At 74.6% G+C, this 22,147-nt stretch carries 21 protein-coding genes and 1 pseudogene; 13 read left to right on the top strand and 9 right to left on the bottom strand.

What is annotated here, in order from left to right:
• Nucleotides 1-5: 5 nt before the first annotated feature.
• The 5 genes from GA0070609_RS27160 to GA0070609_RS27140 are packed head-to-tail and all read right to left on the bottom strand — an operon-like array spanning nt 6 to nt 6,475.
• Entirely contained in the window at nt 6-560 is a 555-nt protein-coding gene (locus GA0070609_RS27160) for a hypothetical protein (RefSeq protein WP_088996420.1), read from the bottom strand.
• On the bottom strand, nt 557-2,494 hold the full coding sequence (locus tag GA0070609_RS27155) for an MraY family glycosyltransferase (protein ID WP_088996419.1): 1,938 nt from the start codon (nt 2,492-2,494) through the stop codon (nt 557-559). The genes GA0070609_RS27160 and GA0070609_RS27155 overlap by 4 nt, the downstream gene beginning before the upstream one ends.
• Before the next feature lies 1 nt (nt 2,495).
• Nucleotides 2,496-5,750 carry an ATP-binding protein gene (locus tag GA0070609_RS27150; RefSeq protein WP_088996418.1) on the bottom strand — a complete coding sequence of 1,085 codons (3,255 nt, stop codon included), beginning with the start codon at nt 5,748-5,750 and terminating at the stop codon, nt 2,496-2,498.
• A 34-nt stretch (nt 5,751-5,784) separates the two neighbouring features.
• A complete protein-coding gene (locus tag GA0070609_RS27145) occupies nt 5,785-6,147 on the bottom strand; it encodes a hypothetical protein (protein WP_088996417.1) in 363 nt (120 codons plus the stop codon).
• 13 nt (nt 6,148-6,160) lie between these two features.
• Nucleotides 6,161-6,475 carry a hypothetical protein gene (locus GA0070609_RS27140; RefSeq protein WP_088996416.1) on the bottom strand — a complete coding sequence of 105 codons (315 nt, stop codon included), beginning with the start codon at nt 6,473-6,475 and terminating at the stop codon, nt 6,161-6,163.
• A gap of 357 nt (nt 6,476-6,832) precedes the next feature.
• On the opposite strand from GA0070609_RS27140, the gene folP reads away from it, so the two are divergent.
• The 7 genes from folP (at nt 6,833) to GA0070609_RS27105 (ending at nt 11,463) form a co-directional block, all read left to right on the top strand.
• The gene (folP, locus tag GA0070609_RS27135; protein WP_088996415.1) at nt 6,833-7,708 is read left to right on the top strand and encodes a dihydropteroate synthase; all 876 of its coding nucleotides are present in this window, start codon (nt 6,833-6,835) and stop codon (nt 7,706-7,708) included.
• The gene (gene folB, locus GA0070609_RS27130) at nt 7,705-8,070 is read left to right on the top strand and encodes a dihydroneopterin aldolase (RefSeq protein ID WP_088996414.1); all 366 of its coding nucleotides are present in this window, start codon (nt 7,705-7,707) and stop codon (nt 8,068-8,070) included. The genes folP and folB overlap by 4 nt, the downstream gene beginning before the upstream one ends.
• The gene (gene folK, locus GA0070609_RS27125; RefSeq protein ID WP_088996413.1) at nt 8,067-8,594 is read left to right on the top strand and encodes a 2-amino-4-hydroxy-6-hydroxymethyldihydropteridine diphosphokinase; all 528 of its coding nucleotides are present in this window, start codon (nt 8,067-8,069) and stop codon (nt 8,592-8,594) included. Before folB ends, folK begins: the two co-directional genes overlap by 4 nt.
• Nucleotides 8,595-8,670: 76 nt before the next feature.
• Nucleotides 8,671-9,213, top strand: a complete 543-nt coding sequence (locus GA0070609_RS27120) for a DUF3180 domain-containing protein (protein WP_088996412.1) — start codon at nt 8,671-8,673, stop codon at nt 9,211-9,213.
• A gap of 117 nt (nt 9,214-9,330) precedes the next feature.
• On the top strand, nt 9,331-10,545 hold the full coding sequence (locus GA0070609_RS27115) for an ABC transporter permease (protein ID WP_088996411.1): 1,215 nt from the start codon (nt 9,331-9,333) through the stop codon (nt 10,543-10,545).
• A gap of 66 nt (nt 10,546-10,611) precedes the next feature.
• Nucleotides 10,612-10,926 (top strand): hypothetical protein, encoded by a 315-nt coding sequence (locus GA0070609_RS27110; protein ID WP_088996410.1) that lies wholly within the window; start codon nt 10,612-10,614, stop codon nt 10,924-10,926.
• A gap of 42 nt (nt 10,927-10,968) precedes the next feature.
• Complete coding sequence (locus GA0070609_RS27105; RefSeq protein ID WP_088996409.1) at nt 10,969-11,463, top strand: hypothetical protein; 495 nt, start codon at nt 10,969-10,971, stop codon at nt 11,461-11,463.
• A gap of 85 nt (nt 11,464-11,548) precedes the next feature.
• On the opposite strand, the gene GA0070609_RS27100 is transcribed toward GA0070609_RS27105, so the two are convergent.
• Nucleotides 11,549-12,541, bottom strand: a complete 993-nt coding sequence (locus GA0070609_RS27100) for an ABC transporter ATP-binding protein (protein WP_088996408.1) — start codon at nt 12,539-12,541, stop codon at nt 11,549-11,551.
• Nucleotides 12,542-12,543: 2 nt separating this feature from the next.
• Between GA0070609_RS27100 and GA0070609_RS27095 the strand changes: the two genes are divergently transcribed.
• The 4 genes from GA0070609_RS27095 (at nt 12,544) to GA0070609_RS27080 (ending at nt 16,992) form a co-directional block, all read left to right on the top strand.
• On the top strand, nt 12,544-13,233 hold the full coding sequence (locus GA0070609_RS27095; protein WP_088996407.1) for an ABC transporter permease: 690 nt from the start codon (nt 12,544-12,546) through the stop codon (nt 13,231-13,233).
• 40 nt (nt 13,234-13,273) lie between these two features.
• Complete coding sequence (locus GA0070609_RS27090; RefSeq protein ID WP_088996406.1) at nt 13,274-13,996, top strand: ABC transporter permease; 723 nt, start codon at nt 13,274-13,276, stop codon at nt 13,994-13,996.
• Between the two features lie 226 nt (nt 13,997-14,222).
• Nucleotides 14,223-15,227, top strand: a complete 1,005-nt coding sequence (locus GA0070609_RS27085) for a glycine betaine ABC transporter substrate-binding protein (RefSeq protein WP_088996405.1) — start codon at nt 14,223-14,225, stop codon at nt 15,225-15,227.
• 268 nt (nt 15,228-15,495) lie between these two features.
• Nucleotides 15,496-16,992 (top strand): hypothetical protein, encoded by a 1,497-nt coding sequence (locus GA0070609_RS27080; protein ID WP_231928427.1) that lies wholly within the window; start codon nt 15,496-15,498, stop codon nt 16,990-16,992.
• Nucleotides 16,993-17,136: 144 nt separating this feature from the next.
• Here GA0070609_RS27080 and GA0070609_RS27075 read toward each other — a convergent pair whose 3' ends face one another.
• The 3 genes and pseudogenes from GA0070609_RS27075 to GA0070609_RS27065 all read right to left on the bottom strand — a co-directional run.
• Nucleotides 17,137-18,324: an NADH-quinone oxidoreductase subunit D gene (locus GA0070609_RS27075; protein ID WP_172899418.1), complete on the bottom strand. Its 1,188-nt coding sequence runs from the start codon at nt 18,322-18,324 to the stop codon at nt 17,137-17,139.
• Nucleotides 18,321-19,412, bottom strand: a complete 1,092-nt coding sequence (locus GA0070609_RS27070) for an SAM-dependent methyltransferase (RefSeq protein WP_408630682.1) — start codon at nt 19,410-19,412, stop codon at nt 18,321-18,323. The genes GA0070609_RS27075 and GA0070609_RS27070 overlap by 4 nt, the downstream gene beginning before the upstream one ends.
• A 282-nt stretch (nt 19,413-19,694) precedes the next feature.
• A pseudogene (locus GA0070609_RS27065) lies at nt 19,695-19,928 on the bottom strand (SAM-dependent methyltransferase); the annotation flags it as partial.
• A gap of 336 nt (nt 19,929-20,264) precedes the next feature.
• Between GA0070609_RS27065 and GA0070609_RS27060 the strand changes: the two are divergent.
• Nucleotides 20,265-21,242, top strand: a complete 978-nt coding sequence (locus GA0070609_RS27060; protein WP_088996403.1) for a Rossmann-like and DUF2520 domain-containing protein — start codon at nt 20,265-20,267, stop codon at nt 21,240-21,242.
• Nucleotides 21,243-21,273: 31 nt separating this feature from the next.
• Complete coding sequence (panC, locus tag GA0070609_RS27055) at nt 21,274-22,143, top strand: pantoate--beta-alanine ligase (protein ID WP_088996402.1); 870 nt, start codon at nt 21,274-21,276, stop codon at nt 22,141-22,143.
• The last annotated feature ends 4 nt before the right edge of the window (nt 22,144-22,147 follow it).

Raw genomic sequence — 22,147 nt, 5'->3', positions numbered from 1 at the left:
CTCGCTCATGCCTGCTCCCAGTCCACCGCGTCGACCAGCCACTCCCCGTCCGGGGCCACCAGTTCCAGCCGGAGCTGTCCGGTGTCCATCGGCACCAGGGCCTCGACGAAGGTCGCGGTGCGCGGCCGGAGGCTGACCGCACCGGTCACCTGCTCGGCCGGCACACCCGCCGGCTCGGCACCGGCGAGCTTCTCGGTCAGCGCCGGGGTGGAGAGTGGTCGCAGACCCTGGTGCCACTGGTCGGTGGTCAGACCCGGCCTGCCCAGCCAGGCGGTGACGAACCGGTCGGCCGTCTGCTCCGGCGTGCGGGCCCCAGGACGGGTCACCGGGGAGGCCGGTGGACCGGTGGCGATCGCTCCGTCGTCGCCCTCGTCCGGCTCGACGGTCGTGATCGGCTGGCTCGGCCGGTTGCTCAGGGTCGTCGCATCGCCGGGGCCGGCGACCAACCGGGCGGCGCCGATGATGCCGAACACCACCACCGCGATCACGAGCGCGATCCCCAGCCGGGACCGCAGTGCCCGGGTGACCAGGAACTCCAGCGCCCGCCGCACCGCACTCACCGGGCCTCAGAGCGGATCCGCGGCGCGGGTCGATCGGGCGTGCGGTCGGTCGTCCCCGGACGGTAGATGACGTAGGACGGGCTCTCCTCCGGCACGTCCGGCTCGGTCCAGGTCGCCGCCCGGCGGGGTCGGGGCGCGGGCCGGCCGCTGCCCCGCTCCTCCGGGGCGGTCGCCCCGCCCGCCGGGTCCCGGCCGTCCGGACGTTGCCGGTCACCACCGGCACCGCCACCGCTGCCACCACCGCCGGCCGCGTGCGCCGGATCCTCGTGCCGTGCCTCGGGCCGCAGGCGGGTCTGTTCGGCGACGACGGGACGGCGTCGGCTCATCGTCGGCTCGGCGGTGCCACCGGGCTCCGACACGTCCAGTCGGGCGGCGGTCCGCATGTCCCGGAAGAAGCGCCGGTGCCAGGAGCCGGCCGAGCTGACCGCCTCGCTGCTGTCCTTGCCGCCGAGCTGGGTGATCCGCCGGTACGGGCGGAGCAGCAGCCAGCCGACCACACCGCAGAGCCAGACCAGCACCACCTGGAGCCAACCGGGCAGGGTGGTGGTGCTCATGATCAGGTCGACCGCGAAGAGGTAGATGGCCGCCCCGGTGCCGAAGATGGCGATGTTGAAGACCGCGGCGACCACCGCGTTCGCCAGCCGGCGCAGCCCCGCGCTGGCCGGCCTCAACAGGCCGACCGTGCCCAGGATCGGTGCCGCGATCACCGCCCACCGGAAGATCAGGAAGCCGAGCAGGACCAGCACCGACGCGGTCAGGTCGAACATCGCGAACAGCAGCGAGGCGAGGACGGCGATGAAGCCGGCGCCGACCCGGTCCATGTCCCGCACACCCTGGAGGTACTCGTACGCCTCCGGGTCCTCCTCCCGGATCTGCTCAGCCACCTTCATCCATTGCTGCTGTTTTGCGGCGATGGTTGCCTGACGAGTCGCTGGATTGGCCCGAATGGACTGCGCCTCGCCCCAGGTCAATGACCGGGCGTCATACAGCGCCGGGCCGTACTTCTTGGCGGTCTCGCTGTCGGCGGAACCCAACACCCCGCGCAGCCAGTTCCGATAAAGCATGGATTCGGTGGCAGTGTCGCTGGCCCGGACGGCGGGCGGGCGATGGTCCTTACACCGATCTGGATTCGGATCTATGCACCGGCCCGGTGCCACATCCCTGGCCTGCGGACCCACCGCGTCGTGAACCACGCCGAGGGTCGTGATCAGGGTGCCGTCGGCGACATTCGCCGACTTGACCGGCCAGGCGGCCAGGGCGGTGACCGCCACCATCACCAGCAGCGCCCAGCCGGCCGTGGTCATCGCGTTGCTCATGTCCGACTGGCGAGAGCGCCAGAGCAGGTAGAGCCCGACCACACACAGGGTGACGATGCCGAAGACGCTGAACACCTTCTGGTAGACGGCCTTCGTGGCCTTCTCCACCAGCGGGTCGGCCCAGCCCCACATCGACCGCGGATCCCACGCCCGTTCCCGGAGGGCGTTGGAAGCACCGATCACGGCTGTGGCGATCATGAATTCGCCGTTCGCGATGGTCGTGGTGAACTTGTAGTCGGGATGCAGGACTGGCGCGGCACATCCGACGTCGTATGTGGTGTAGCTGTAGCCGGCGTATCCATACAGGCTGTATCGGCCGGTCACCCCCCCAGCTGTCTTCTCTGGAGGTGCGCTGGCGAACCAGCCGGCGAGCCCTGCGTCAGGAGTGCCCGGCGTCGGAGCCTCGAGGCAGTCGGCCCGCGCTGCGGAAACATCCTTCAGCTTGGCGACGCAGGCGCGGAAGTCGGCCTGCCACTCCGGTGTGGTGCACAGGTCAGCCGCGGCTTGGGCGGTGACGGCCGGGGCCGCCGCCGCCGGTGTCGCCCCGACCGCCGGCCAGCCGATGGTGGCCCCGGCGAGGATGCCGAGTGCGAGGAGAAGCGCCCGGGCCCTCGCCATGTCACGCCTCCAGATCGGGCACGGTCGGCAGTACGCCGGTCGCGGCGGCGATCGCCGCGGGTGTGGTGTCGAGGTGGTCCAGCAGGCCCTGGACGTACGAGACGTCGACCCGGACCTTCTGCACCCGCCCGTCGACGTCGCGCATCACGAACTCCCGGAAGCCGAGCCGGCTGGCCGAGGTGGCGTCCGCCGTGGAAAGCGAGGCGAGGGTGGCCTCGTAGCCGTCGTTGACCGGCACCCGGAGCAGGCGCAGCGCCTCGGAGGCGATCTCGGTGTCCTCGGCGATTCGGCCGACGAACACGGTGGAGACGAGGTTCTGCACGTCGAGGCCGAGGATGTCGCGCGGGTTCTGCGAGGCCACCAGGGCGGCGAGGTTCCACTTGCGGGAGTCCCGGGCGAGCCGGACCAGGAACGAGCGCCCGGAGCGCCAGCCCTCCATGAAGTGCGCCTCGTCGAGGCCGACCAGCTTGCGCGACGACATCGACCCGCCGTAGCAGCGACGGACGGCCAGCCGGTGCGCGGTGTGCAGCATCGGCAGGGCGAGCGCCTCCTCGGCCGACCAGTACTCCCGCTCGATCTTGAGGTCGGGCAGCCGGAGGCCGGCCATGGTGATCACGGTGAGCGCCGCGTCTGCGCCGAGCAGCCCTTCCGGTGGCTTACCGAAGAAGAGCATGGCCAGCGGCATCTCGGCGGTGTCGAGCAGCAGGTTGGCCAGTTCCTTGCCGGCGTCGTCGTCCAGCTGGCTGAGCGTGGTGACCACGTCGTCCAGGGTGGAGGTCTCCTCCGCCGGCACCTGGCGTACGGCGTGCCGGAACAGGGTGGCGGTCGACGCCTCGCGGGCCACCTGCGGCGGCACCAGCATCATGCAGATGTCCTGCACCAGCATCCGTCGCTCGGCGCGGGCGTTGGAGACGGCGATCTCGAACTCCCGGTCACCGGCCGCGCCGGCGCCGAACTCGCTGCGCAGCGGGGTGGGGATGAGCGAGTACGGCGCCAGGGTGCCGTGCTCCGAGCCGGTCAGGTTGAGCACCCGCGAGTACGGGCGCAGCTCCGGCATCGCGCAGAGCCGGGCCAGCGGGCCGGACGGGTCGAGCAGGGTCACCTGCACGCCGCGCCGGGCGGCCAGGTAGCCGAGCGCGCCGAGCAGGGTGGACTTGCCGCCGCCCGGTTCGGCCACGAAGACGGCGAGCCCGGAGCGCTCGCGGACCTCCATCGGGTAGTGCAGGTCGAGGAAGACCGGGCGGCGGCAGGTGCCGGCTGTCCGGCCGATCAGGTCGCCGCGCCGGTCGCCGACGGTCGACGCGGCCTGGGGCAGCGCGGCGGCGAGCAGGTTGACCGGCATCCGCCGGACGTAGCCGGTGTTGGCGATCGGCTCGCCGGGGATGAACTCGCGGGCCAGCCAGTCCTGGTTCTTCGGGTGCTGGAGCGAGATGCGCAGCTCGCGGGAGTAGAGCTGGACCAGCCGCCGGGCCCGCTCCAGGCACTCCTCCCGGGTACGGCCACCGACCGCGATGCGGTGCCAGCCGTGCGCGCGGGCCGAGTCGACCGGCAGCCCGGTGGTCATCTCGTCGCCGATCACCAGCGCCCGCTTGGCCAACCGCTCCAGCTCGGGCGGGGCGTCGATGCCGTGCTCGGCGTAGTCGAGCTGCTGCGAGCGGATCATCCGCAGCCGGTGTTCGAGGTTGCGGAAGGAGTCGCCGGGACCGAGGATGTCGACCCGGGTGGACAACTCCATCGGCCAGGGCAGCCGCTCGTGGAAGTGCAGCCAGGGCTCGTGCCGCTCCGGGATCTCCAGCGGTTCCATCCGGCCCACCGCCAGCACCGCGACGTGCCGTTCCTCGCCGGTGACCCGGTTGACCAGCTTGACCGTCGAGCCGTACGGCGTGCGGTAGCGCTCCACCTGCTCGGTCAGGGCCAGCAGGTCGCCGCGTTCCCACCGGCCGTCGGTGACCGGGGAGAGCGCGCCGGGGGGCGCCATGCAGAGCGCCACCGAGCGGTACAGCAGCCACTCCAGCTCCTGCGGGGTGACCCGCCGCCCGCGCATGCCGAACGCGCCGAGCACCTCGTCGAACTGCTCGACGGTCCGGCCCAGCCGGCGGCGTTCGCCCTCGGCGACCCCCCGGCCGAAGGTGCGCAGCAGCCGCTCGGTGAGCGAGTCGCCGAGCGACCGCCGGGCGAAGGTGACCCCGAGATAGGTCTGGCCCTCGGCGTGGTTGACCGAGAGCAGGTGCCGCTGCGCGGCCACCAGGTGGTCGCCCCAACCCGGCGTGCCCGGTACGTCGGGCAGCGGCGCCGGGGTGTTCGCGTCGATGGTGCGGGCCCACTCGTCGGCCGGGAAGGGGCGGGTGGTGCGGCGTAGGTGCAGCCGGAAGCCGGCGAGGCCGGCGTACTGCTCGGAGATCGCCGAGAGCAGCGCCTCCCGCTCGGCGTCCGGCCGGAACGCCCAGCGCACCTCGGGCAGCCAGTACCAGGCGGTGACGGTGTTCGGGGTGAAGGTGAGGTGCCCGGCGATCTCGGTGATGGCCAGTTCCACGGCCGGATCCCGGTCGCCGAACGTGATTTTCGGCGGCTTGACCCGGACCGGCTTGGCCGGCTGCTTGCGCCGTTCGGGGGAGCGCTGTCGGGGCGGGGCAATCTCCCGGCCGGCGGGCCGTTCCGGCAGTTGCTTCGGCGCCCGGCGGGCCGGGCGGTCGGGCGGCTCGGGCGGGTCGAGCTCATCGGCGGCCCGAGCGCCACCCGGGTCGGCCGGCACCGGCTGGGCGGGCGGGCGTACCACGGGCAGCCGGTCGCCGGGCTGCTGCGGCACCCGGGGACGGGCCGGCCGGGTCGGCGGCTGGTACGTCGCCGGGGGCTCCGCGACGGGCGCGGGTGGGGCGACCTCGGGTGGGGCGGGCAGCGGCGCGGTGGCCGGCTGCTGCGGGATCGTCGGCTGTTCCCGCTCGGGGCCGCGGCGTGGCGGGGCCGGGCGGGCCGCTCCCGGGTGGGCGCCGCCGAACAGGTCCAAAAAGGGCGAGTCGATGTCGGCGCTGTCGCTGGTGGACGGTGCGGGGGCGGGTTCGGTGGCGGCCCGGCGCTGCACCGGGCGGGGCGCCTGGAAGACGCCCACCCCGCCGTGACCCGGGGCGGGCACCAGCGCCGGGTCGAGGGCGGCCTCGTCCGGCTCCGGGGCATCCGTGTAGTCGAACGATCGCGCACGGTTACCGGGCGGAGCGGCCGGACGCCCGGCCGGGGAACCCGGCGTGGAAGAGCGGCTCATGCGATCGCCTCACCCGCGTCGTACGACTGCCCGGTCATGCCAGTTCCTCCCGGATCCTGATCCGGCTGCCGACCAGGCGGGGATCGCGCTGCTCGGTGGCCGGCTCCCGGGTGCGCCGCCAGTCGGTCAGCGCGGTGCGGATCACCATCCGCGCCGGCCGGTCCGGGTCGACGTACCGGAAGACGAACGAGGTGGTCACGATGGCGAGCGCGATCTCCCAGGCCGGGAAGAGCTCCACCTTCAGCGTGAACAACCAGTGGATGAACATGTAGAGGGGGACGAGCAGCATGAACAGCCCGTACTGGGCGTACGGGAGGTGGACCGGAAGGGTGTAGCCGGGCGGCCCGAGGTAGACCAGGCGAGCCCGGTAGATGTCGTCGTCGGTGCGCAGCCGCATGTCGAGCCCGCGCCTATTCGAAGATCAGGTCGATCAGGTAGTCGCCGATGAAGAACAGCGTGGCCGCCCCGGCGATGAACGCCAGACCGACGATGGCGATCGCGGAACTGGTCAGCACCTTGGAGATCTCGCCGCGGCTGGCCCGGCCGATGAAGATGACGCCCAGGACGGCGAGCAGGATCGGCGCGATCTTGCTGGCGAAGAAGGTGACGACACCCTCGGTGTCGATGCCCTTCGGCGCCGGCTCGGCGAGTGGAGTCGACGCCAGGGTGGAGAGCAGGTGGGCGGCGGTCGAGGACGCCGTCTCCATCAGCTCGATGGCGATCACTGGTACCTCCCCATGTCGCGGCCGGCGGCGCCGCGGCGGTGCAGTAGACGTGCCTGGGCGGGAACGGTGCTCACTGTGCGCAGCGTGCGGAACCCTGCGTTCGTTGCTCACCACGGAGAGTGGTCAGCTTTGGCCGGATATTTCCCGCTTCGGCCCTCCCTCCAGGCTTCGCCATCTCGATGCTGGGCAATTCCAAAGCGTACGGGCCGCCCCCCTTTGCGACAAGCCGCGAAGAGGCTGCCCGATCCGACCCGGACGACCGATCGTACACCTGTTCCAATGCCCATGTCAGGGGTGTCGTACGGACGGCCGACCCAGGCCTGCCCGGGCCATCTTGTGGACCGGTACCGTCAAGCCGTGACCGATCTGGTACGGGGCCCGGCCCCGGTGGTGATGGGCGTCCTCAACGTCACGCCCGATTCCTTCTCCGACGGCGGACGGTACGCCGACCTGGATGCCGCCGTCGGACACGGCGTGCGGCTGCGCGCCGACGGCGCCCACCTGGTGGACGTCGGCGGCGAGTCGACCCGGCCCGGCGCCGACCGGGTGGACGCGGAGACCGAGGCGGCCCGGGTCCTCCCGGTGATCCGGGAACTGGCCGCGGCGGGCGTGCCGACCAGCATCGACACCAGCCGGGCCCGGGTGGCCGAGGCAGCGCTCGCGGCCGGCGCGGCGGTGGTCAACGACGTCTCCGGCGGTCTCGCCGACCCGGACATGGCCCGGGTGGTCCGGGAGGCCGGCTGTCCCTGGGTGCTGATGCACTGGCGCGGCCACTCCCGGGGGATGCGGGAGCTGGCCAGCTACACCGACGTGGTCGCCGACGTCCGCGCCGAGCTGGGCCAGCGGGTCGACGAGGCGATGCGGGCCGGCGTCGCCGCCGACCGGATCGTGATCGACCCCGGGCTCGGCTTCGCCAAGACCGCCACCCACAACTGGGAACTCAGCGCCCGCCTGACCGAGCTGCTCGAACTCGGCTTCCCGCTGCTGTTCGGGTCGAGCCGCAAGTCGTACCTCGGCCGGCTGCTAGCCGGTCCGGACGGCACCCCCCGGCCGACCGACGGCCGGGAGGCGGCCACCATCGCCACCAGCGTGCTCGCGGTGGCGTCCGGCGCCTGGGGGGTCCGGGTGCACGACGTGCGGGGCACCGTGGACGCGCTGGCGGTCTGGCAGGCCACCGGCCGGCCCCGGCTCGTCGCCACCGGGCCGGTGCCGAGCGGAGGAGGGGACCGGTGACCGACCGGATCGAGCTGACCGGCCTGCGGGCGCACGGTCGGCACGGGGTGTACGACTTCGAGCGCGAGCAGGGCCAGGACTTCGTCGTCGACGCGGTCCTGGAGTTGGACCTGGCGCCCGCCGCCCGCTCCGACGAGGTGACCGACACCGTCCACTACGGCGAGCTGGCCGAGCGGCTGGTCGCGGTGGTGACCGGGGAGCCGGTCAACCTGATCGAGACGCTCGCCGATCGGCTGCTGGCGGTCTGCCTGGCCGATTCCCGGGTGGTCACCGCGACGGTCACCGTGCACAAGCCCGAGGCGCCGGTGCCGCACGCCTTCAGCGACGTGGCCGTCACCATGACCCGGACGCGTGCCCGGTGACCCGGGCCGTCCTCTCGCTGGGCAGCAACCTCGGTGACCGGCTCGACCACCTGCGCTCGGCCGTGCACGCGCTCGGCGACAGCGTGCTGGTGGTGTCCGGGGTGTACGAGACGCCGCCGTGGGGCGACACCGACCAGCCCGCGTACCTCAACGCGGTGCTGCTGGCCGCGGACCCGGCGGCGACCCCCCGGGACTGGCTGGAGCGGGCCCGTGCCGCCGAGCGGGCCGCCGGGCGCACCCGCGACCCGGACCGCCGGTTCGGCCCGCGCACCCTCGACGTCGACGTCATCGCCGTCTGGACCGACGACGACGAGCCGGTGCTCAGCGACGATCCCGAGCTCACCCTGCCGCACCCCCGGGCGCACCTGCGGGCGTTCGTGCTGCGACCGTGGATCGACATCCAGCCGTACGGCCGGCTGCCCGGCCACGGCTGGCTGACCGACCTGCTCACCACCGGGCCGGCCGCCGCCGACGCCCTGGATCTGCGTCCCCGACCGGAACTGGCGATAGAGTCGAGGGCATGAGCGAGCGCCAGCGAGTGAATCATCAGCTCGGCGCGGTGGTGCCTGATGGCGGCACGCAGCGAAGCGGAGTGCCGGCATGACCCGGGCGCAGTCCCGACCACCCGGCGGGCCGAGGCCCGGCCGGTCACGGATGGGTCCGACCCGGATCTCCACCCTGGTGGTGGCCGCCCTCGCCGCCGCGGCGGCGGCCTGGCTGCTGATCAGCGGTCTCTACTACAGCGGCCTGCCCCGGCTGCCCTGGTTGCCGGTGGTCACCCTGGCCGGGCTCGCCGTGCTGGAGGCGTACGCCGCGATCAACACCCGGGGGCGGATCGAGCGCCGCCCCGGCCGCGACCCGGTCAACCCGCTGATGGTCGCCCGATTCGTGGTGCTGGCCAAGGCGTCCTCGCTGGCCGGCGCCATCTTCGCCGGCGGCTACGCCGGGCTCACCGGCTGGCTCTTCGTGGAGACCACCCGTGCGGCCGGCGAGGACCGACCGGCCGCCGGCGCGGGGCTGCTCGCCTCGCTCGCCCTGGTCGCCGCCGCGCTCTGGCTGGAACGCTCCTGCCGGGTACCCGAGCAACAGGACGACGAGGACCGCGAGCCCGGCGACCGGGACACCCGCCCCGGCCCGCGCTGATCGAGGGGTTACGCGGGACTCCCTGCGCAGGTACCGTGCCTGGCGACCGGAGAGCAACGGCCGCCCCGGTCCGCCCGCGCGTCGGACCTGGACGACCGGCCAGGGTGGGAGGCGTTGATGGGGTACGACGAGCCGGGGCGCGACGGGTCGCTCGAGCCCTCGTCCGGGGTACCGGCATCCGTCCTGGAGAACGTCTTCGACGACCCCGCGCACGGCGAGCCCGGCCGGGACCGGATCGCCGTGCACCTGCTCTGGGAGGCGCTGCTGCTGATCGCCGTGGGCGTGGTGGGTTACCTGCTGTGGCGGGAGAGCCCCGCGACGCTGCGCGGCAGCGGGCTGCGGTCGCTGCTGGTCGCCGCGGTCACCCTCGGCCTGCTGGCGCTGGCCGCCGGGCTGAGCCTGCGTACCTCCGTGGTCAACCTGGCCATCGGCCCGGTGGCGGTGGCCGCCGCCCTGCACGTGGCCGAGCAGGGCGACCGGGGCGTGGTGAACGCCGTGGCGCCGGCCGCCGCGGTGGCCGCCCTCGGCGGGCTGGCGCTGGCGCTGGCCGTGGTGGTGCTGCACGTGCCCGCCTGGGCGGCGAGCCTCGCCGGCGCGGCCGGGGTGATCGTGTACATCGAGCAACGCTCGGCGCCGGTGCTGGTGCAGGGGGAGTACGACCCGAGCAGCGGCGCGACTCAGCTCTTCGCCGGGTTCGCCGCGGTGGCCGTGCTCGGCGGCCTGCTCGGGGCGACCCGACCGGTCCGCCGCCTGATCGGCCGGTTCCGTCCGGTCGCCGATCCGGCCCGCCGCCGGGGCGCGGTGGCCGCGTTCGTCGCCGCCGGGGCGCTGATCGGCTCCACCGTGCTGGCCATGCTCGCCGGGGTGCTGATGGCCGCCGGTGCCGGCGGGCCGGTGGCGCCCACACCCGGGCTGGACTGGACGGTGCTGGCGGTTGGCGCCGCGCTGCTCGCCGGGACCAGCGGGTACGGCCGGCGCGGCGGCGTCTTCGGCACCCTGCTGGCGGTCTGCCTGGTGACCCTCGTGCTCACCTACGCGCAGGCCCGCGGCTGGACGGTGAGCCGGTGGGCGGTCGGCGGGGCCGCGCTCGGCGTCGGACTGGTGGTCACCCGGCTGGTCGAGGCGTACGGGCGGCCGGCGGCGGGCAGCACGGCGGAGCCGGCACCGGGCGGGGACGGCCGGATCAGCACCGGCTGGACGATGACCCGGTCGGACCCCGCCGACACCTGGCCGCCCACCCTGCCCACGCAGACCACCGAGAGCCCGGCCGACCCGTGGAGCTCCCCGCAGTGGGACACCGGACCCCGCCGGTGGGACGACGGCGGCCGGTGAGGACCGCCGAACGGGCCTGCCGCGTCCACCAGGCCCCGGCTGATCTCGGCGGTTAGGCTCGGCGGCATGACCGACACACCATCGACCCCCGGGGCCGACCCGTCGTTCGCTGCGCTCGACGCGCTGTCCACTGAGGAGTTGCGGGAGCGCGCGTTCGAGGTCGCCCGGGACCGCCGGGACGTGGGGTTCTTCTGGTCGGTGCTGCGACACCTGCCGAACGCGGACGAGGCCGCCGCGCTGGACGGGGCGCCGAACTCGATCGGGCCGATCATCGACGAGGCCAACGCGCTGTGGCGCGAGCTGACCGGCCACGGCTACGACGAGGCGGAGCCGCTGCTGCGGGCCGCCTTCATCGACTACCTGATGAAGCACCCGAAGTGACGCCGGCGCCCGCCGAGTGGCCCGGCGGGAGCTGACCCACCGATGGCCCTCACCAACCGACCGCGCCGCATCGGCCGTTACGGCACCGCGGCGGGCACCGGCGCGCTGGCCGCGCTCGTCCTGGTCGCGGTCTGCGGCAGTCCGGCGTACGTGGGCTGGGCGCAGGACCACACCGACCCGAACTCGGCCGGCGGCTGGTTCCTGCGGCTGCTCGGCTGGCCCGCCTGGCGCCTCTCCGGCGAGGACGGTGGACTGCTCGCCGGCAACCTGCGCGCGGTGCTGCTGGTGGTGCTCGCGGCGACCTTCCTCTACCTGCTGCCCGCCGCCCAGGTGGCCCGGGTGCAGGGTTCGGTCAGCCAGTTCTTCTCCGGCTGGGCCGCGTACGTCCTGGCCGGCGGCCTGGCGTCGCTGCTCGCGGCGTTCCTCGGTCCGGACCCGACGCTGCTCGCCGCGCTCCAGTCCGCCGGCACCGGCGCCTCGTACGGCTTCCTCGCCGGCTGGATCGTGGGCACGGCCAGCCTGGGCGGACGGGCCTGAGCCGGGGCGCGGTCGTCCGCCATCCGCCCGGGTGGCCGTCGCCGCCGGTCGGCAAGAGTCGCCGTCCGGCGCCCGGGCGCAGGTCTCAGCGGTCGGACCGGCCGGCGTCGAGCAGGTCGGCCCGGCTGAGCACGCCGACCGGCCGCCCCTCGTCGGTGACCAGCACCCGGTCGGCCGCCGCGGTGAGCATCACCCCGAGCGCGTCGTACGCCGGACCGCCGAGCGGGACCGCCGGCAGGTCGGCGGGCGCGTCGGCCAGCGGCGCCAGCATCTCCCGGGTGACCGGCGTGACCACCAGCCGGCGGATGCCCCGATCGGCGCCGACGAACTCCCGGACGAACGGCGTGGCGGGCGCGCCGAGCAGGGCCGCCGGGGTGTCGTACTGCTCCAGGTGACCGCCCTCGGAGAGCACCGCGATCCGGTCGCCGAGCCGGACCGCCTCGTCCAGGTCGTGGGTGACCAGCACGATCGTCTTGCGCACCTCGGCCTGCAACCGCAGGAACTCCTCCTGCAACCGGCTCCGCACGATCGGGTCGACGGCCGAGAACGGCTCGTCCATCAGCAGCACCACCGGGTCGGCGGCCAGCGCCCGGGCCACCCCGACCCGCTGCCGCTGCCCGCCGGAGAGCTCGTGCGGATAGCGCCGGCCGAACTGCGCCGGGTCCAGCCCGACCAGCTCCAGCAGCTCGTCGACCCGGCGGCGGCTGCGCTCCCGGGGCCAGCCGAGCAGCCGGGGCACGGTGGCGACGTTGGCGCTGACCGTCTGGTGTGGAAAGAGGCCGACGTTCTGGATGACGTAGCCGATCCGCCGGCGCAGCCGGACCGGGTCCGCCCGGGTCACGTCCTCGTCGCCGAGCAGGATCCGGCCGCCGGTCGGCTCGACCAGCCGGTTGATCATCCGTAGCACGGTGGACTTGCCGCAGCCCGACGGGCCGATCAGCACCACCAGTTCACCGGCCTTGATGTCCAGGCTGAGCTCGCGGACCGCCTCGGTGCCGTCCGGGTAGCGCTTGCGGATGCCCTCCAGGGTGATCGACGCCGCGCGCGGCTCGCCGGTGCTCTCCGGGGTAACGTCCACGTATGTCCTTCCGCCTGAGCTACCGGGCCGACCCGGGTAACCCGTGGTTCTCCTGGCAGTACGTGCGGGACAACTCTGACACGATCCTCGCCGCGGTGCGGGAGCACGCCGCGCTGACCGCCCGCGCGGTGCTGATCGCCGCCCTGGTCGCGCTGCCGCTGGCGGTGGCCGCGTACTGGTTCCGCCGGCTCGCCGGGCCGATTCTCGCACTCACCGGCGTGCTCTACACCATCCCGTCGCTGGCGCTCTTCGCCTTCCTCGCGCCCTATCTGGGCATCGGCGCGATCACCGTGCTCAGCGTGGTGGTGCTGTACGCGCTGCTGGTGATCGTGCGCAACGCGATCGCCGGGCTCAACCAGGTGCCGCCCGAGGTCCGGGAGGCCGCCGAGGGGATGGGCTACGGCCGGTGGGGCCGGCTGTTCCGGATCGAGCTGCCGCTGGCCCTGCCCGGCATCCTCACCGGACTGCGGCTGGCCACGGTCTCCACGGTGGCCCTGGTCACCGTCGGCGTGGTGATCGGTCGCGGCGGCCTCGGGCAGCTCATCTTCGCCGGCTTCCAGAACAACTTCTACAAGGCGCAGATCATGACCGGGACGCTGCTCTGCGTCCTGCTCGCCCTGGTGCTGGACCTGTTGCTCGCCGGGGTGGGCCGGCTGCTCACCCCCTGGCTGCGACGCGGGCGGGCCGCGTGACCGCCCGGCCCGGCAGCCCGGCCCGTGGAAGGGGGCGACGGTGAACCCGGTCGAGGCGGCCCTGGTCTGGCTCAACGACCCGCTGAACTGGACGAACCCCGGCGGCATCCTGGACCGGCTCGGCGAGCACCTGTCGATGTCGGCCGCCGCCGTGGCGCTGGGCTGCCTGGTGGCCTGGCCGATCGGGCTCTGGCTGGGGCACACCGGCCGGGGTGGTGGCCTCGTCGTGCTGGTGGCCAACCTCACACTCGCCGTGCCGACGCTCGCCCTGCTGACCATCCTGCCGCTGACCTTCCTCGGCTTCGGCCGCCCCGCGGTGGTGGTGGCGCTGGCCGTCTTCGCGGTGCCGCCGCTGCTGGCGAACGCGTACACCGGGGTGCGGCAGGCCGACCCGGAGGCCCGGGACGCGGCGCGCGGCATGGGCTTCTCCGGCTGGCAGTTGCTGCGCCGGGTCGAGCTGCCACTGGCCGTGCCCTACCTCGCGGCCGGGTTCCGGACGGCCGCGGTGCAGGTGGTGGCCACCGCGGCGCTGGCCTCGTTCGTCAACGGCGGCGGGCTGGGCCAGATCATCCGCGCCGGGTTCGGGCTCGACATCGCCGCCGGCGGCGGGCAGATCCTGGCCGGAGGCGTCCTGGTGGCCGGCCTCGCGGTGCTGGTGGAGCTGGTGCTGGCCGTGGTCGAGCGGCTGGTGACCCCGCGACCGCTGCGCCCGGCCCGCCGCCGGGCGAGCCGGCGGGCGGCCGACGCGGTCGCCGGTGGCTGATCCGCCGGTCCCATCGCCGACCAGCGGCGGGCCTTCCGAACCGGCCGCCGGGGCATGGTCGGCGTGCCGGCCCCGGGGGTGACGATCCGGTGACGAACATCGCTCGAAGTTGTCGGACCCGCGCGGAAGATGTTGGGTGGAAACGCGGGCGATCGACGAAGCAGTCGCCCGTCGGACACGCGGCCGGCCCGACACGGGTCGCGCCGGGACACGGAAGGCGGGCATCATGCGCGCACGTACACGCTTGGCGGTGGAGGCGGCCGGCGCCCTCGCGGCGGCCGGGCTGCTGACCGGATGCGGCGACGCGGGCTCCTCCGGCACCGACGCGCCCCAGCAGGGCGCCACCGGGGCCGGCTGCGCCCCCGTCGCCGGCGACCAGCTCGTCGTCCTCGACGACGACAAGAAGCTCCAGAACACCGACAACGTCATCCCGGCGGTCAACGTCGACGTGGCCACCCCGCAGCTGGTGGCGGCGCTCGACAAGGTCTCCACCGCGCTCGACACGCCGAAGCTGATCCAGCTCAACAAGGCCGTCGACGTCGACCGCAAGACGCCCGAGGTGGCGGCCAAGGAGTTCGCCACCGCGAACGACCTCACCGCCGGCATCGCCAAGGGCCCGGGCGGGCAGATCGTGGTCGGCGCCGGCAACTTCAGCGAGAGCCAGACCCTGGCCGAGCTCTACAAGGTCACGCTGACCGCCGCCGGCTACCAGGTCCGGGTGCAGCAGATCGGCAGCCGCGAGCTCTACGAGCCGGCGCTGGAGAAGGGCGAGATCCAGGTCGTCCCGGAGTACGCGGCGACCATGGCCGAGTTCCTCAACACCAAGGCCAACGGGCCGAACGCCCAGCCGGTCTCCTCGCCGGAGCTGGACAAGACGGTCACCGCGCTGAAGGCGGCCGGTGACAAGGTGGGCATCGCCTTCGGCGCCCCGTCGGCCGCGCAGGACCAGAACGCCTTCGCGGTCACCAAGGCGTTCGCCGACAAGTACGGCGTCAGCACCCTGTCCGACCTGGCCGCGAAGTGCTCCGGCCAGGCCACCGTGCTGGCCGGCCCGCCGGAGTGCCCGCAGCGGCCGAAGTGCCAGGCCGGGCTGGTCGAGGTCTACGACTTCAAGGCCGGCTCGTTCAGCTCGCTCGACGCGGGCGGTCCGCAGACCAAGAACGCGCTGAAGACGGGCGCCGCCAGCGTCGGGCTGGTCTTCTCCTCCGACGGGGCGCTGGCCACCGGCTGATGCTCGATCCGGAGTGCGGCGGCGGCCTCTCGCCGCCGCGCTCCGGGCGCACGGCCACTCCCTCGCGACGCCACCGCGGCACGAGGCGCACTGCGCAAGGGCGAACTGCGGCTAGGCGAACTGCCCCGAGGCGAACTGCGGTCGAGTCGACCTGCGGCCCGGGGCGGATCGCCGCTCTTGTTAACCACGGGTCAACGCCCGGTAAAGCCCGGCCGGGGATGCCTCGGGCCGTTCCCAGGCACGGCAACTCTCGGTAGGCTGCACACCCATGCCAGCCCCGGTCGCCCCCGCCGACAAGCGCAATCCGTCCCTGCTCACCGCCCTGTTCTGGATCGGTGTGGCGCTGGCGCCGGTGGCGGCGTTGATCCTGCTGGTCGCCGACGGCAACGGGCCGCTGCGGTTCGCCGCCGTGCTGGCCATCCTGGCCGTGGTGCTGATCGGCCTGTCGATCGCGTTGCGCCCCGACGGCGGCGGCCACGGCGACACCGAGGAGCTGCTGGAGGAGATCGAGCAGCTGCGGCGCGAGCTGCGCGGCGAGATCGTGGCCGCGGCGCAGCGCGGCAACCAGGCGCTCGACCACGCGCAGCGGGCCCAGGAGGCGGTCGCCGCGCTGCGCCGGCGACTCGACGCCAGCAGCGCCGCGCTGGCCGGTGACGACCAGGCCGACGCCGGCCGCGCCCGGGTGCCCGCCGCCGAGCCGGCGGAGGAGCCGGCCGCCGCCCGGGGCCGCGTACCGGACGAGGCGGCGCCGCGCTGGGGGCAGCCGGCACGCGACGACGAGGAAGCCCGCCGGCCGCAGCCGGCCGCCCGGTACGGCTCCTCGGGCGGGGTGTACGGCGGCGGCGAGCGGCCGAGCACCGGGGTGTACGGCGCGGCCCGGCCGGCGGAACCCGACGGCCGCGCCGAGGCCGCGGCCCGCCCGCTCGGGGTGGTCCGGCACACCGAGACCGTGCACGTCACCACCCGGCACACCATCGTGGACGGCGCCGCCGGGGTGCCCGGCGATTCCGGCAGCCGCTACGGCGGCGGGTGGGCCCCGGGTGGCGAGGAGCGGTCGTGGGGCGGTGCCGAACCGGACGGCCGCTCCTGGTCCGGGTACGGCGACCGGAACGACGACCGTGGCTGGTCGGCCCAACGGGACGAGCGGGACCGGTCCGGGCAGCGCGAGGACCGGGGCTGGTCCGACCGGCGTGACGAGCCCGGCTGGTCCGATCAGCGGGACGACCGCGGTTGGGCCGGCGGTGCTGAACCGGGCTGGCGCGAGCCGGCCGGACGCGACCGGTCGTACCAGGCGGACGAGGACGCCGAGGGTGGTGAGTACTGGTCGCGGCTGCGCGCCGGTGACCGCTGGGCAGCGGTGCGCGACGACGAGCACGGCCGTGAGGTGCGGGTCGGGGAACGGCGTGCGGAGGTGCTCGCCGACGCGGGCGGCACCGAGTACCGGGTGGCGGACCGCTGGGCGAGCGCCCGGCGGGGCCACGACCGGGACGACGCCGAGGGGTGGCGCGAGGGCTGGGCCGAGCCGGAGGACCGGCCGGCGTTGCCGGTCGGCGGGGTGCCGGTGCCGGACGAGTGGCGCCCGCCGCGGCAGCGCGGCCACCAGCCCGAGTCACGCGGCCACCAGCCGGAGCCGTCGCGCGGCTACGAGCCCGAGCCCGCGCCGGAGCGGTGGCGGCCGCGCGCCGAGGAGCAGCGTTACGGCTACCCGCCGCAGGACGACTCGCCCCGCGCCGGCGGCGCCCGCTCCGCCGACCGCTGGCGCTGACCGCCGGCGCCGACTGCTGGCGTAGGCCGGTGGCGCTGACCGGCGGCGGAGCCCGCAACCCGCTGGCGCTGACCGCCGGCGCTGACCGCCGGCGCTGACCGCTGGCGTAGGCCGGTGGCGCTGACCCGCCCGGCCGTCCTGCGGTCACTTGTCGATGTCGCCGACCACGAAGAACATCGAGCCGAGGATGGCGATCAGATCCGGCACCAGGCAGCCGGGGAGCAGGGTGGCCAGCGCCTGCACGTTCGCGTACGAGGCGGTGCGCAGCTTGAGCCGCCAGGGCGTCTTCTCGCCCCGGGACACCAGGTAGTAGCCGTTGATTCCGAGCGGGTTCTCGGTCCAGGCGTAGGTGTGCCCCTCGGGCGCCTTGAGCACCTTGGGCAGCCGGGTGTTCACCGGCCCGGTCAGCCGGTCCACCCGGTCCAGGCACTGCTCGGCGAGGTCGAGCGAGGCGTACACCTGGTCGAGCAGCACCTCGAAGCGGGCGTGGCAGTCCCCGGCGGTCTTGGTCACCACCGGCACGTCGAGCTGGTCGTAGGCCAGGTAGGGCTCGTCGCGGCGCAGGTCCAGGTCGAGCCCGGAGGCGCGGGCGACCGGACCGGACGCGCCGAACGCGGCGGCGTCCGCGGCCGAGAGCACCCCGACGCCGACGGTGCGGGCCAGGAAGATGTCGTTGCGCCGGATCAGGTTGTCCAGGTCGGGCAGCCGCCGGCGTACCTCGCCGATCGCGGCGCGGGCCCGGCCGGTCCAGCCGGAGGGCACCTCCTCCTTCAGCCCGCCGACCCGGTTGAACATGTAGTGGATCCGGCCGCCGGAGACCTCCTCCATTACCGCCTGGAGGGTCTCCCGTTCCCGAAAGGCGTAGAACATCGGGGTGATCGCGCCGATCTCGAGCGGGTACGAGCCGAGGAACATCAGGTGGTTGAGCACCCGGTTCAGCTCCGCGAGGGCCATTCGCAGCCAGGTCGCCCGCTCCGGCACCTCCATGCCCATCAGCCGCTCGACCGCGAGCACCACGCCCAGCTCGTTGGCGAAGGCGGAGAGCCAGTCGTGCCGGTTGGCCAGCACGATGATCTGCCGGTAGTCGCGTACCTCGAAGAGCTTCTCGGCACCCCGGTGCATGTAGCCGACGATCGGCTCGGCGGAGACCACCCGCTCGCCGTCGAGCACCAGCCGCAGCCGGAGCACGCCGTGCGTCGAGGGGTGCTGCGGCCCGATGTTGAGCACCATGTCGGTGCCGAGCTGCTCTCCGCCGGTGCCCGCCACCAGGCCCGCTCCGGTGCCGACGGTCAGCTCGCGGAGGTCGCCGGCGTCCGTCGTCATGCCCGTCATCGTGCCATGAACGGCGCCGGATCGATGCCGACCGGTTGGCGCAGCCACCAGTGCCCGCCGAGCCCGGCCGGGTCGGTCAGCTCGGCCACCGCCGACGCGGCGGCCAGCGCCCGCACGTACCCGGCCGGGTCGCTGGCGGCCAGGCTCAGCGGCGGTCGGCCGCCGTCGGCCCCGAGCGCCCGCAGCCCCTCCCGCTGCGACCCCAGGGCGTACGCACACTGGGCGACCCGCTCACCGGCGGACGCGACGGAGTCCATGGCGACGTGCGCGGTCACGTCACACGACCCGTCCAGCACCGGCGGCACCTGCCGGCCACCCCGGTACCCGGTCAACGTCCCGTCCACCGGCCGGTTCTCCCGCAGGTGCCCGTAGTCCACCGCCACCGCCAGCCCCCGGTCGACCTTCCGCACCGCCTCCGCCCAGGCTTGGTCGCGGGTCCGCCCGATCTCGGCGCGCCTTGCCGTAGGGGTTTCCGGGCAGCCCGACCGGCTCCGGGCGGTCAGGCTTGATCCCTCCGCCGGCCGGGCTGCCCGGAAACCCGACCCGGTCGACCCAGGAGAGCCGGTCCCGGTCTGTCCCGGCAGGCTGACGTCGTGCTCGGCGAGGTCGCCGCCGGGAACCGGCCACCAGGTCGCCAGCCACTCGGCGTCTTCCGGGCTGACCTGCCCACCCACGCTCTCCTCGCCGGTCAGCGGATCGACCAGCAGATAGCGCCAGGTGTCGCCGGTGTGCACCGCCACGTCGAGCGGCACGTTGTCGAGCCACTCGGTGGCCACGAGCAGCCCGACGACCCCGGAGGGAATCTCGTCGGACCAGGCGATCTCGGCGGGCAGGTCATCGGGTCGGGGAGCAAGCTCGACCGCGGTGAGCCGCAACCGCCGAACGAGCGGCTGCCGGTCAGCGACCCCGCCGGACGGTGCACCGAGCGATGCGGCGGCGGAGGCAGCGGAAGTCGCCGCATCGACGGCAGGCCCCGACGCAGGGAACCGTGCCGAACCGGCGGGGGCAGGCAGCGCAGCGCTCGCCGGACCGACGGCGGGTGAGAATCCGGGGGAGGGTGCCGGGCGGACGGCGGCCGGAGGAGTCAGGGTTTCCGGGGAGCCCGCCCGCGGAGGGATCAAGCCTGACCGCCCGGAGCGGGTGGGCTCCCCGGAAACCCCCACCGCACCCCCGACGCCGCCGGAAGCGACGAACCCCGCACCCCCGACGCCGCCGGAAGCGACGAACCCCGCACCCCCGACGCCGCCGGAAGCGACGAACCCCGCACCCCCGACGCCGCCGGAAGCGACGAACCCCGCACCCCCGACGCCACCGGAACCGGCGGACGCCACCGCGCCCCCGACGTCGCCGGAGACGGCGAACCCCACAGCATCGTTGGAAGCGGCGGCCAACGTGGCGAGGGTCCGTAGCAGCTCACCGCGACCAGCGCCGACGTCGACGACGTCGAGCCGTTCGGGGTGGCCGAGGGCGGCGTCGACCTGTTCGAGCAGGCGCAGCAGCGCGGCGGCGAACGCCGGTGAGGCGTGGACACTGGTGCGGAAGTGGTCGGCCGGGCCGGAGCCGGAGACGAAGAACCCGCCCGGCCCGTACAGCGCCTGGCCCATCGCGGCCCGCCATCGGGTCGACCTCTGCTCGGCGCAGCTCTCGGCGTGCGTCACCGCCCGACCCTACGCCGACCCGGGCTCACCCCACCCCCGCCGCCGCCTGCCCCGGCAGTTCGACCGTGATCCTCTGATCGGGAGAAGGTCGCAGCCGCGTCCGGACACCTTCTGAACGTCAGACGATCACCGGTAGGTACCCCGCACAGCGGGCCGCGCCGCGCCACCGGAGGGGGCCGGTCGCCCGGTTGGTGAAGGTTTTCACACATCCTGTTTCGGCATCGTTGCCCCGGCGCATACTTGCGGCGACCGGTACCCCTTCTCGAGGACTGGATCGTTGCCATGAGCGCACCGCTGCGCCCGCGTCCGGCCGCCCCGCGCGGGGCCGCCGCACAGTCGGGCGGCGCCCTTGCCGGCGCCCCGGCCACCACCCCCCGCTTCCTCACCGTCGGCGTCATCGGCGCCGGCCGGGTCGGTGCCGTGCTGGGCGCGGCGCTGACCGCCGCCGGTCACCGGGTGGTCGCCGCCGCCGGCGTCTCCGGCGCCAGCCGTGCCCGGCTGGCCCTGCTGCTCCCCGGCGTTCCCCGCCGCTCCGCCACCTCGGTGGCCCGAGCGGCCACCGACCTGCTGTTGCTCGCCGTCCCGGACGACGCGCTGGCCGGGGTGGTCGCCGGCCTGGCCGACAGCGGCGCGCTCCGGCCCGGCCAGGTGGTCGCGCACACCTCCGGCGCGCACGGGCTGGCCGTGCTGGCGCCGGCCGCCGCCGTGGGCGCTCGCCCGCTGGCCCTGCACCCCGCGATGACCTTCACGGGTACGCCGGACGACCTCGGCCGGCTCGCCGGCATCTCGTACGGGGTGACCGCGCCGGCCGAGCTGCGCCCGCTGGCCGCCCGGCTGGTCGCCGATCTCGGCGGCGTGCCCGAGTGGGTGGGCGAGGCGGACCGGCCGCTCTACCACGCGGCGCTGGCGCACGGCGCCAACCACCTGGTGACCCTGGTCAACGAGGCGGCCGACCGGCTGCGCGACGCCGGGGTGGCCCAGCCGGAGAAGGTGCTCGCCCCGCTGCTGCGGGCCGCCCTGGAGAACGCGCTGCGGCTCGGCGACGACGCGCTGACCGGCCCGGTGTCCCGGGGCGACGCCGGCACGGTGGAGCGGCACCTGGCCCGGTTGGCCGCCACCGCGCCGGAGTCGGTCGCGCCGTACCTGGCGCTGGCCCGGCGTACCGCGGACCGGGCCATCGCGGCCGGCCGGCTGCGCCCGGTCGACGCGGAGTCGCTGCTCGGCGTGCTGGCCGACACGGCGCGGGAGGTCGCCGCGTGAGCGAGCAGGTGACGACCGGCGGAGGTGCCGCGTGACGGAACTGGTGCACACCCGGGCCGAGCTGGCCGCGGCGCGCGGCGGGCTGAAGGGCACCGTGGGCGTCGTGATGACCATGGGCGCCCTGCACTCGGGCCACGAGGCGCTGCTGCGGGCCGCCCGGGAGCGGGCCGACCACGTGCTGGTCACCATCTTTGTGAACCCGTTGCAGTTCGGCCCGAACGAGGACTTCGACCGCTATCCGCGTACCCTCGACGCCGACCTGGAGGTCTGCCGGCGAGCCGGCGCCGACCTGGTCTTCGCCCCCTCGGTGGCGGAGATGTACCCGGACGGCCAGCCCCGGGTCCGGGTCAATCCGGGCCAGCTCGGCGAGGACCTGGAGGGGCACAGCCGGCCCGGCTTCTTCCACGGGGTGCTCACCGTGGTGCTGAAGCTGCTCCAGCTGACCCGCCCCGACCTGGCGTTCTTCGGCGAGAAGGACTACCAGCAGCTGACCCTGGTGCGGCGGATGGCCCGCGACCTCGACGTGCCGGTCGAAGTGGTCGGCGTGCCGACCGTACGGGAGCCGGACGGGCTGGCCCTGTCCAGCCGCAACCGCTACCTCTCGCCGACCGAGCGGCAGGCCGCGCTCAGCCTCTCGGCGGCGCTGCGGGCCGGCGCGGAGGCCGCCGACCGCGGGCTGGACGCGGGCGCCGTGCTGGCCGCCGCCCATGCCGGTTTCGGTGCCGGTACGCCCGGCGCACGGCTGGACTACCTGGTGCTCACCGACCCGGACCTGGAGCCGGGACCGGTCGCCGGCCCGGCCCGGCTGCTCATCGCGGCCTGGGTCGGCAACACCCGGCTGATCGACAACACGGCGATCCGGCTCGCCCCGGCGATCCCGAACCCCACCACGCACGCGTGAAAGG

Origin of the sequence: Micromonospora echinaurantiaca (assembly GCF_900090235.1) — a bacterium.
GTDB lineage: Bacteria > Actinomycetota > Actinomycetes > Mycobacteriales > Micromonosporaceae > Micromonospora > Micromonospora echinaurantiaca.
The sequence above is the reverse complement of the archived record's forward strand: the minus strand, read 5'-3'. Positions and strand labels throughout refer to the sequence as shown.

What these genes read in the sequence shown, in the direction of transcription:
- GA0070609_RS27155 (WP_088996419.1), bottom strand. Translation starts at nt 2,494, where the DNA reads ATGGCGAGGGCCCGGGCGCTTCTCCTCGCACTCGGCATCCTCGCCGGG.
- GA0070609_RS27150 (WP_088996418.1), bottom strand. Translation starts at nt 5,750, where the DNA reads ATGAGCCGCTCTTCCACGCCGGGTTCCCCGGCCGGGCGTCCGGCCGCT.
- GA0070609_RS27145 (WP_088996417.1), bottom strand. Translation starts at nt 6,147, where the DNA reads ATGCGGCTGCGCACCGACGACGACATCTACCGGGCTCGCCTGGTCTAC.
- GA0070609_RS27120 (WP_088996412.1), top strand. Translation starts at nt 8,671, where the DNA reads ATGACCCGGGCGCAGTCCCGACCACCCGGCGGGCCGAGGCCCGGCCGG.
- GA0070609_RS27115 (WP_088996411.1), top strand. Translation starts at nt 9,331, where the DNA reads ATGGGGTACGACGAGCCGGGGCGCGACGGGTCGCTCGAGCCCTCGTCC.
- GA0070609_RS27110 (WP_088996410.1), top strand. Translation starts at nt 10,612, where the DNA reads ATGACCGACACACCATCGACCCCCGGGGCCGACCCGTCGTTCGCTGCG.
- GA0070609_RS27105 (WP_088996409.1), top strand. Translation starts at nt 10,969, where the DNA reads ATGGCCCTCACCAACCGACCGCGCCGCATCGGCCGTTACGGCACCGCG.
- GA0070609_RS27095 (WP_088996407.1), top strand. Translation starts at nt 12,544, where the DNA reads ATGTCCTTCCGCCTGAGCTACCGGGCCGACCCGGGTAACCCGTGGTTC.
- GA0070609_RS27085 (WP_088996405.1), top strand. Translation starts at nt 14,223, where the DNA reads ATGCGCGCACGTACACGCTTGGCGGTGGAGGCGGCCGGCGCCCTCGCG.
- GA0070609_RS27080 (WP_231928427.1), top strand. Translation starts at nt 15,496, where the DNA reads ATGCCAGCCCCGGTCGCCCCCGCCGACAAGCGCAATCCGTCCCTGCTC.
- GA0070609_RS27075 (WP_172899418.1), bottom strand. Translation starts at nt 18,324, where the DNA reads ATGACGGGCATGACGACGGACGCCGGCGACCTCCGCGAGCTGACCGTC.
- GA0070609_RS27060 (WP_088996403.1), top strand. Translation starts at nt 20,265, where the DNA reads ATGAGCGCACCGCTGCGCCCGCGTCCGGCCGCCCCGCGCGGGGCCGCC.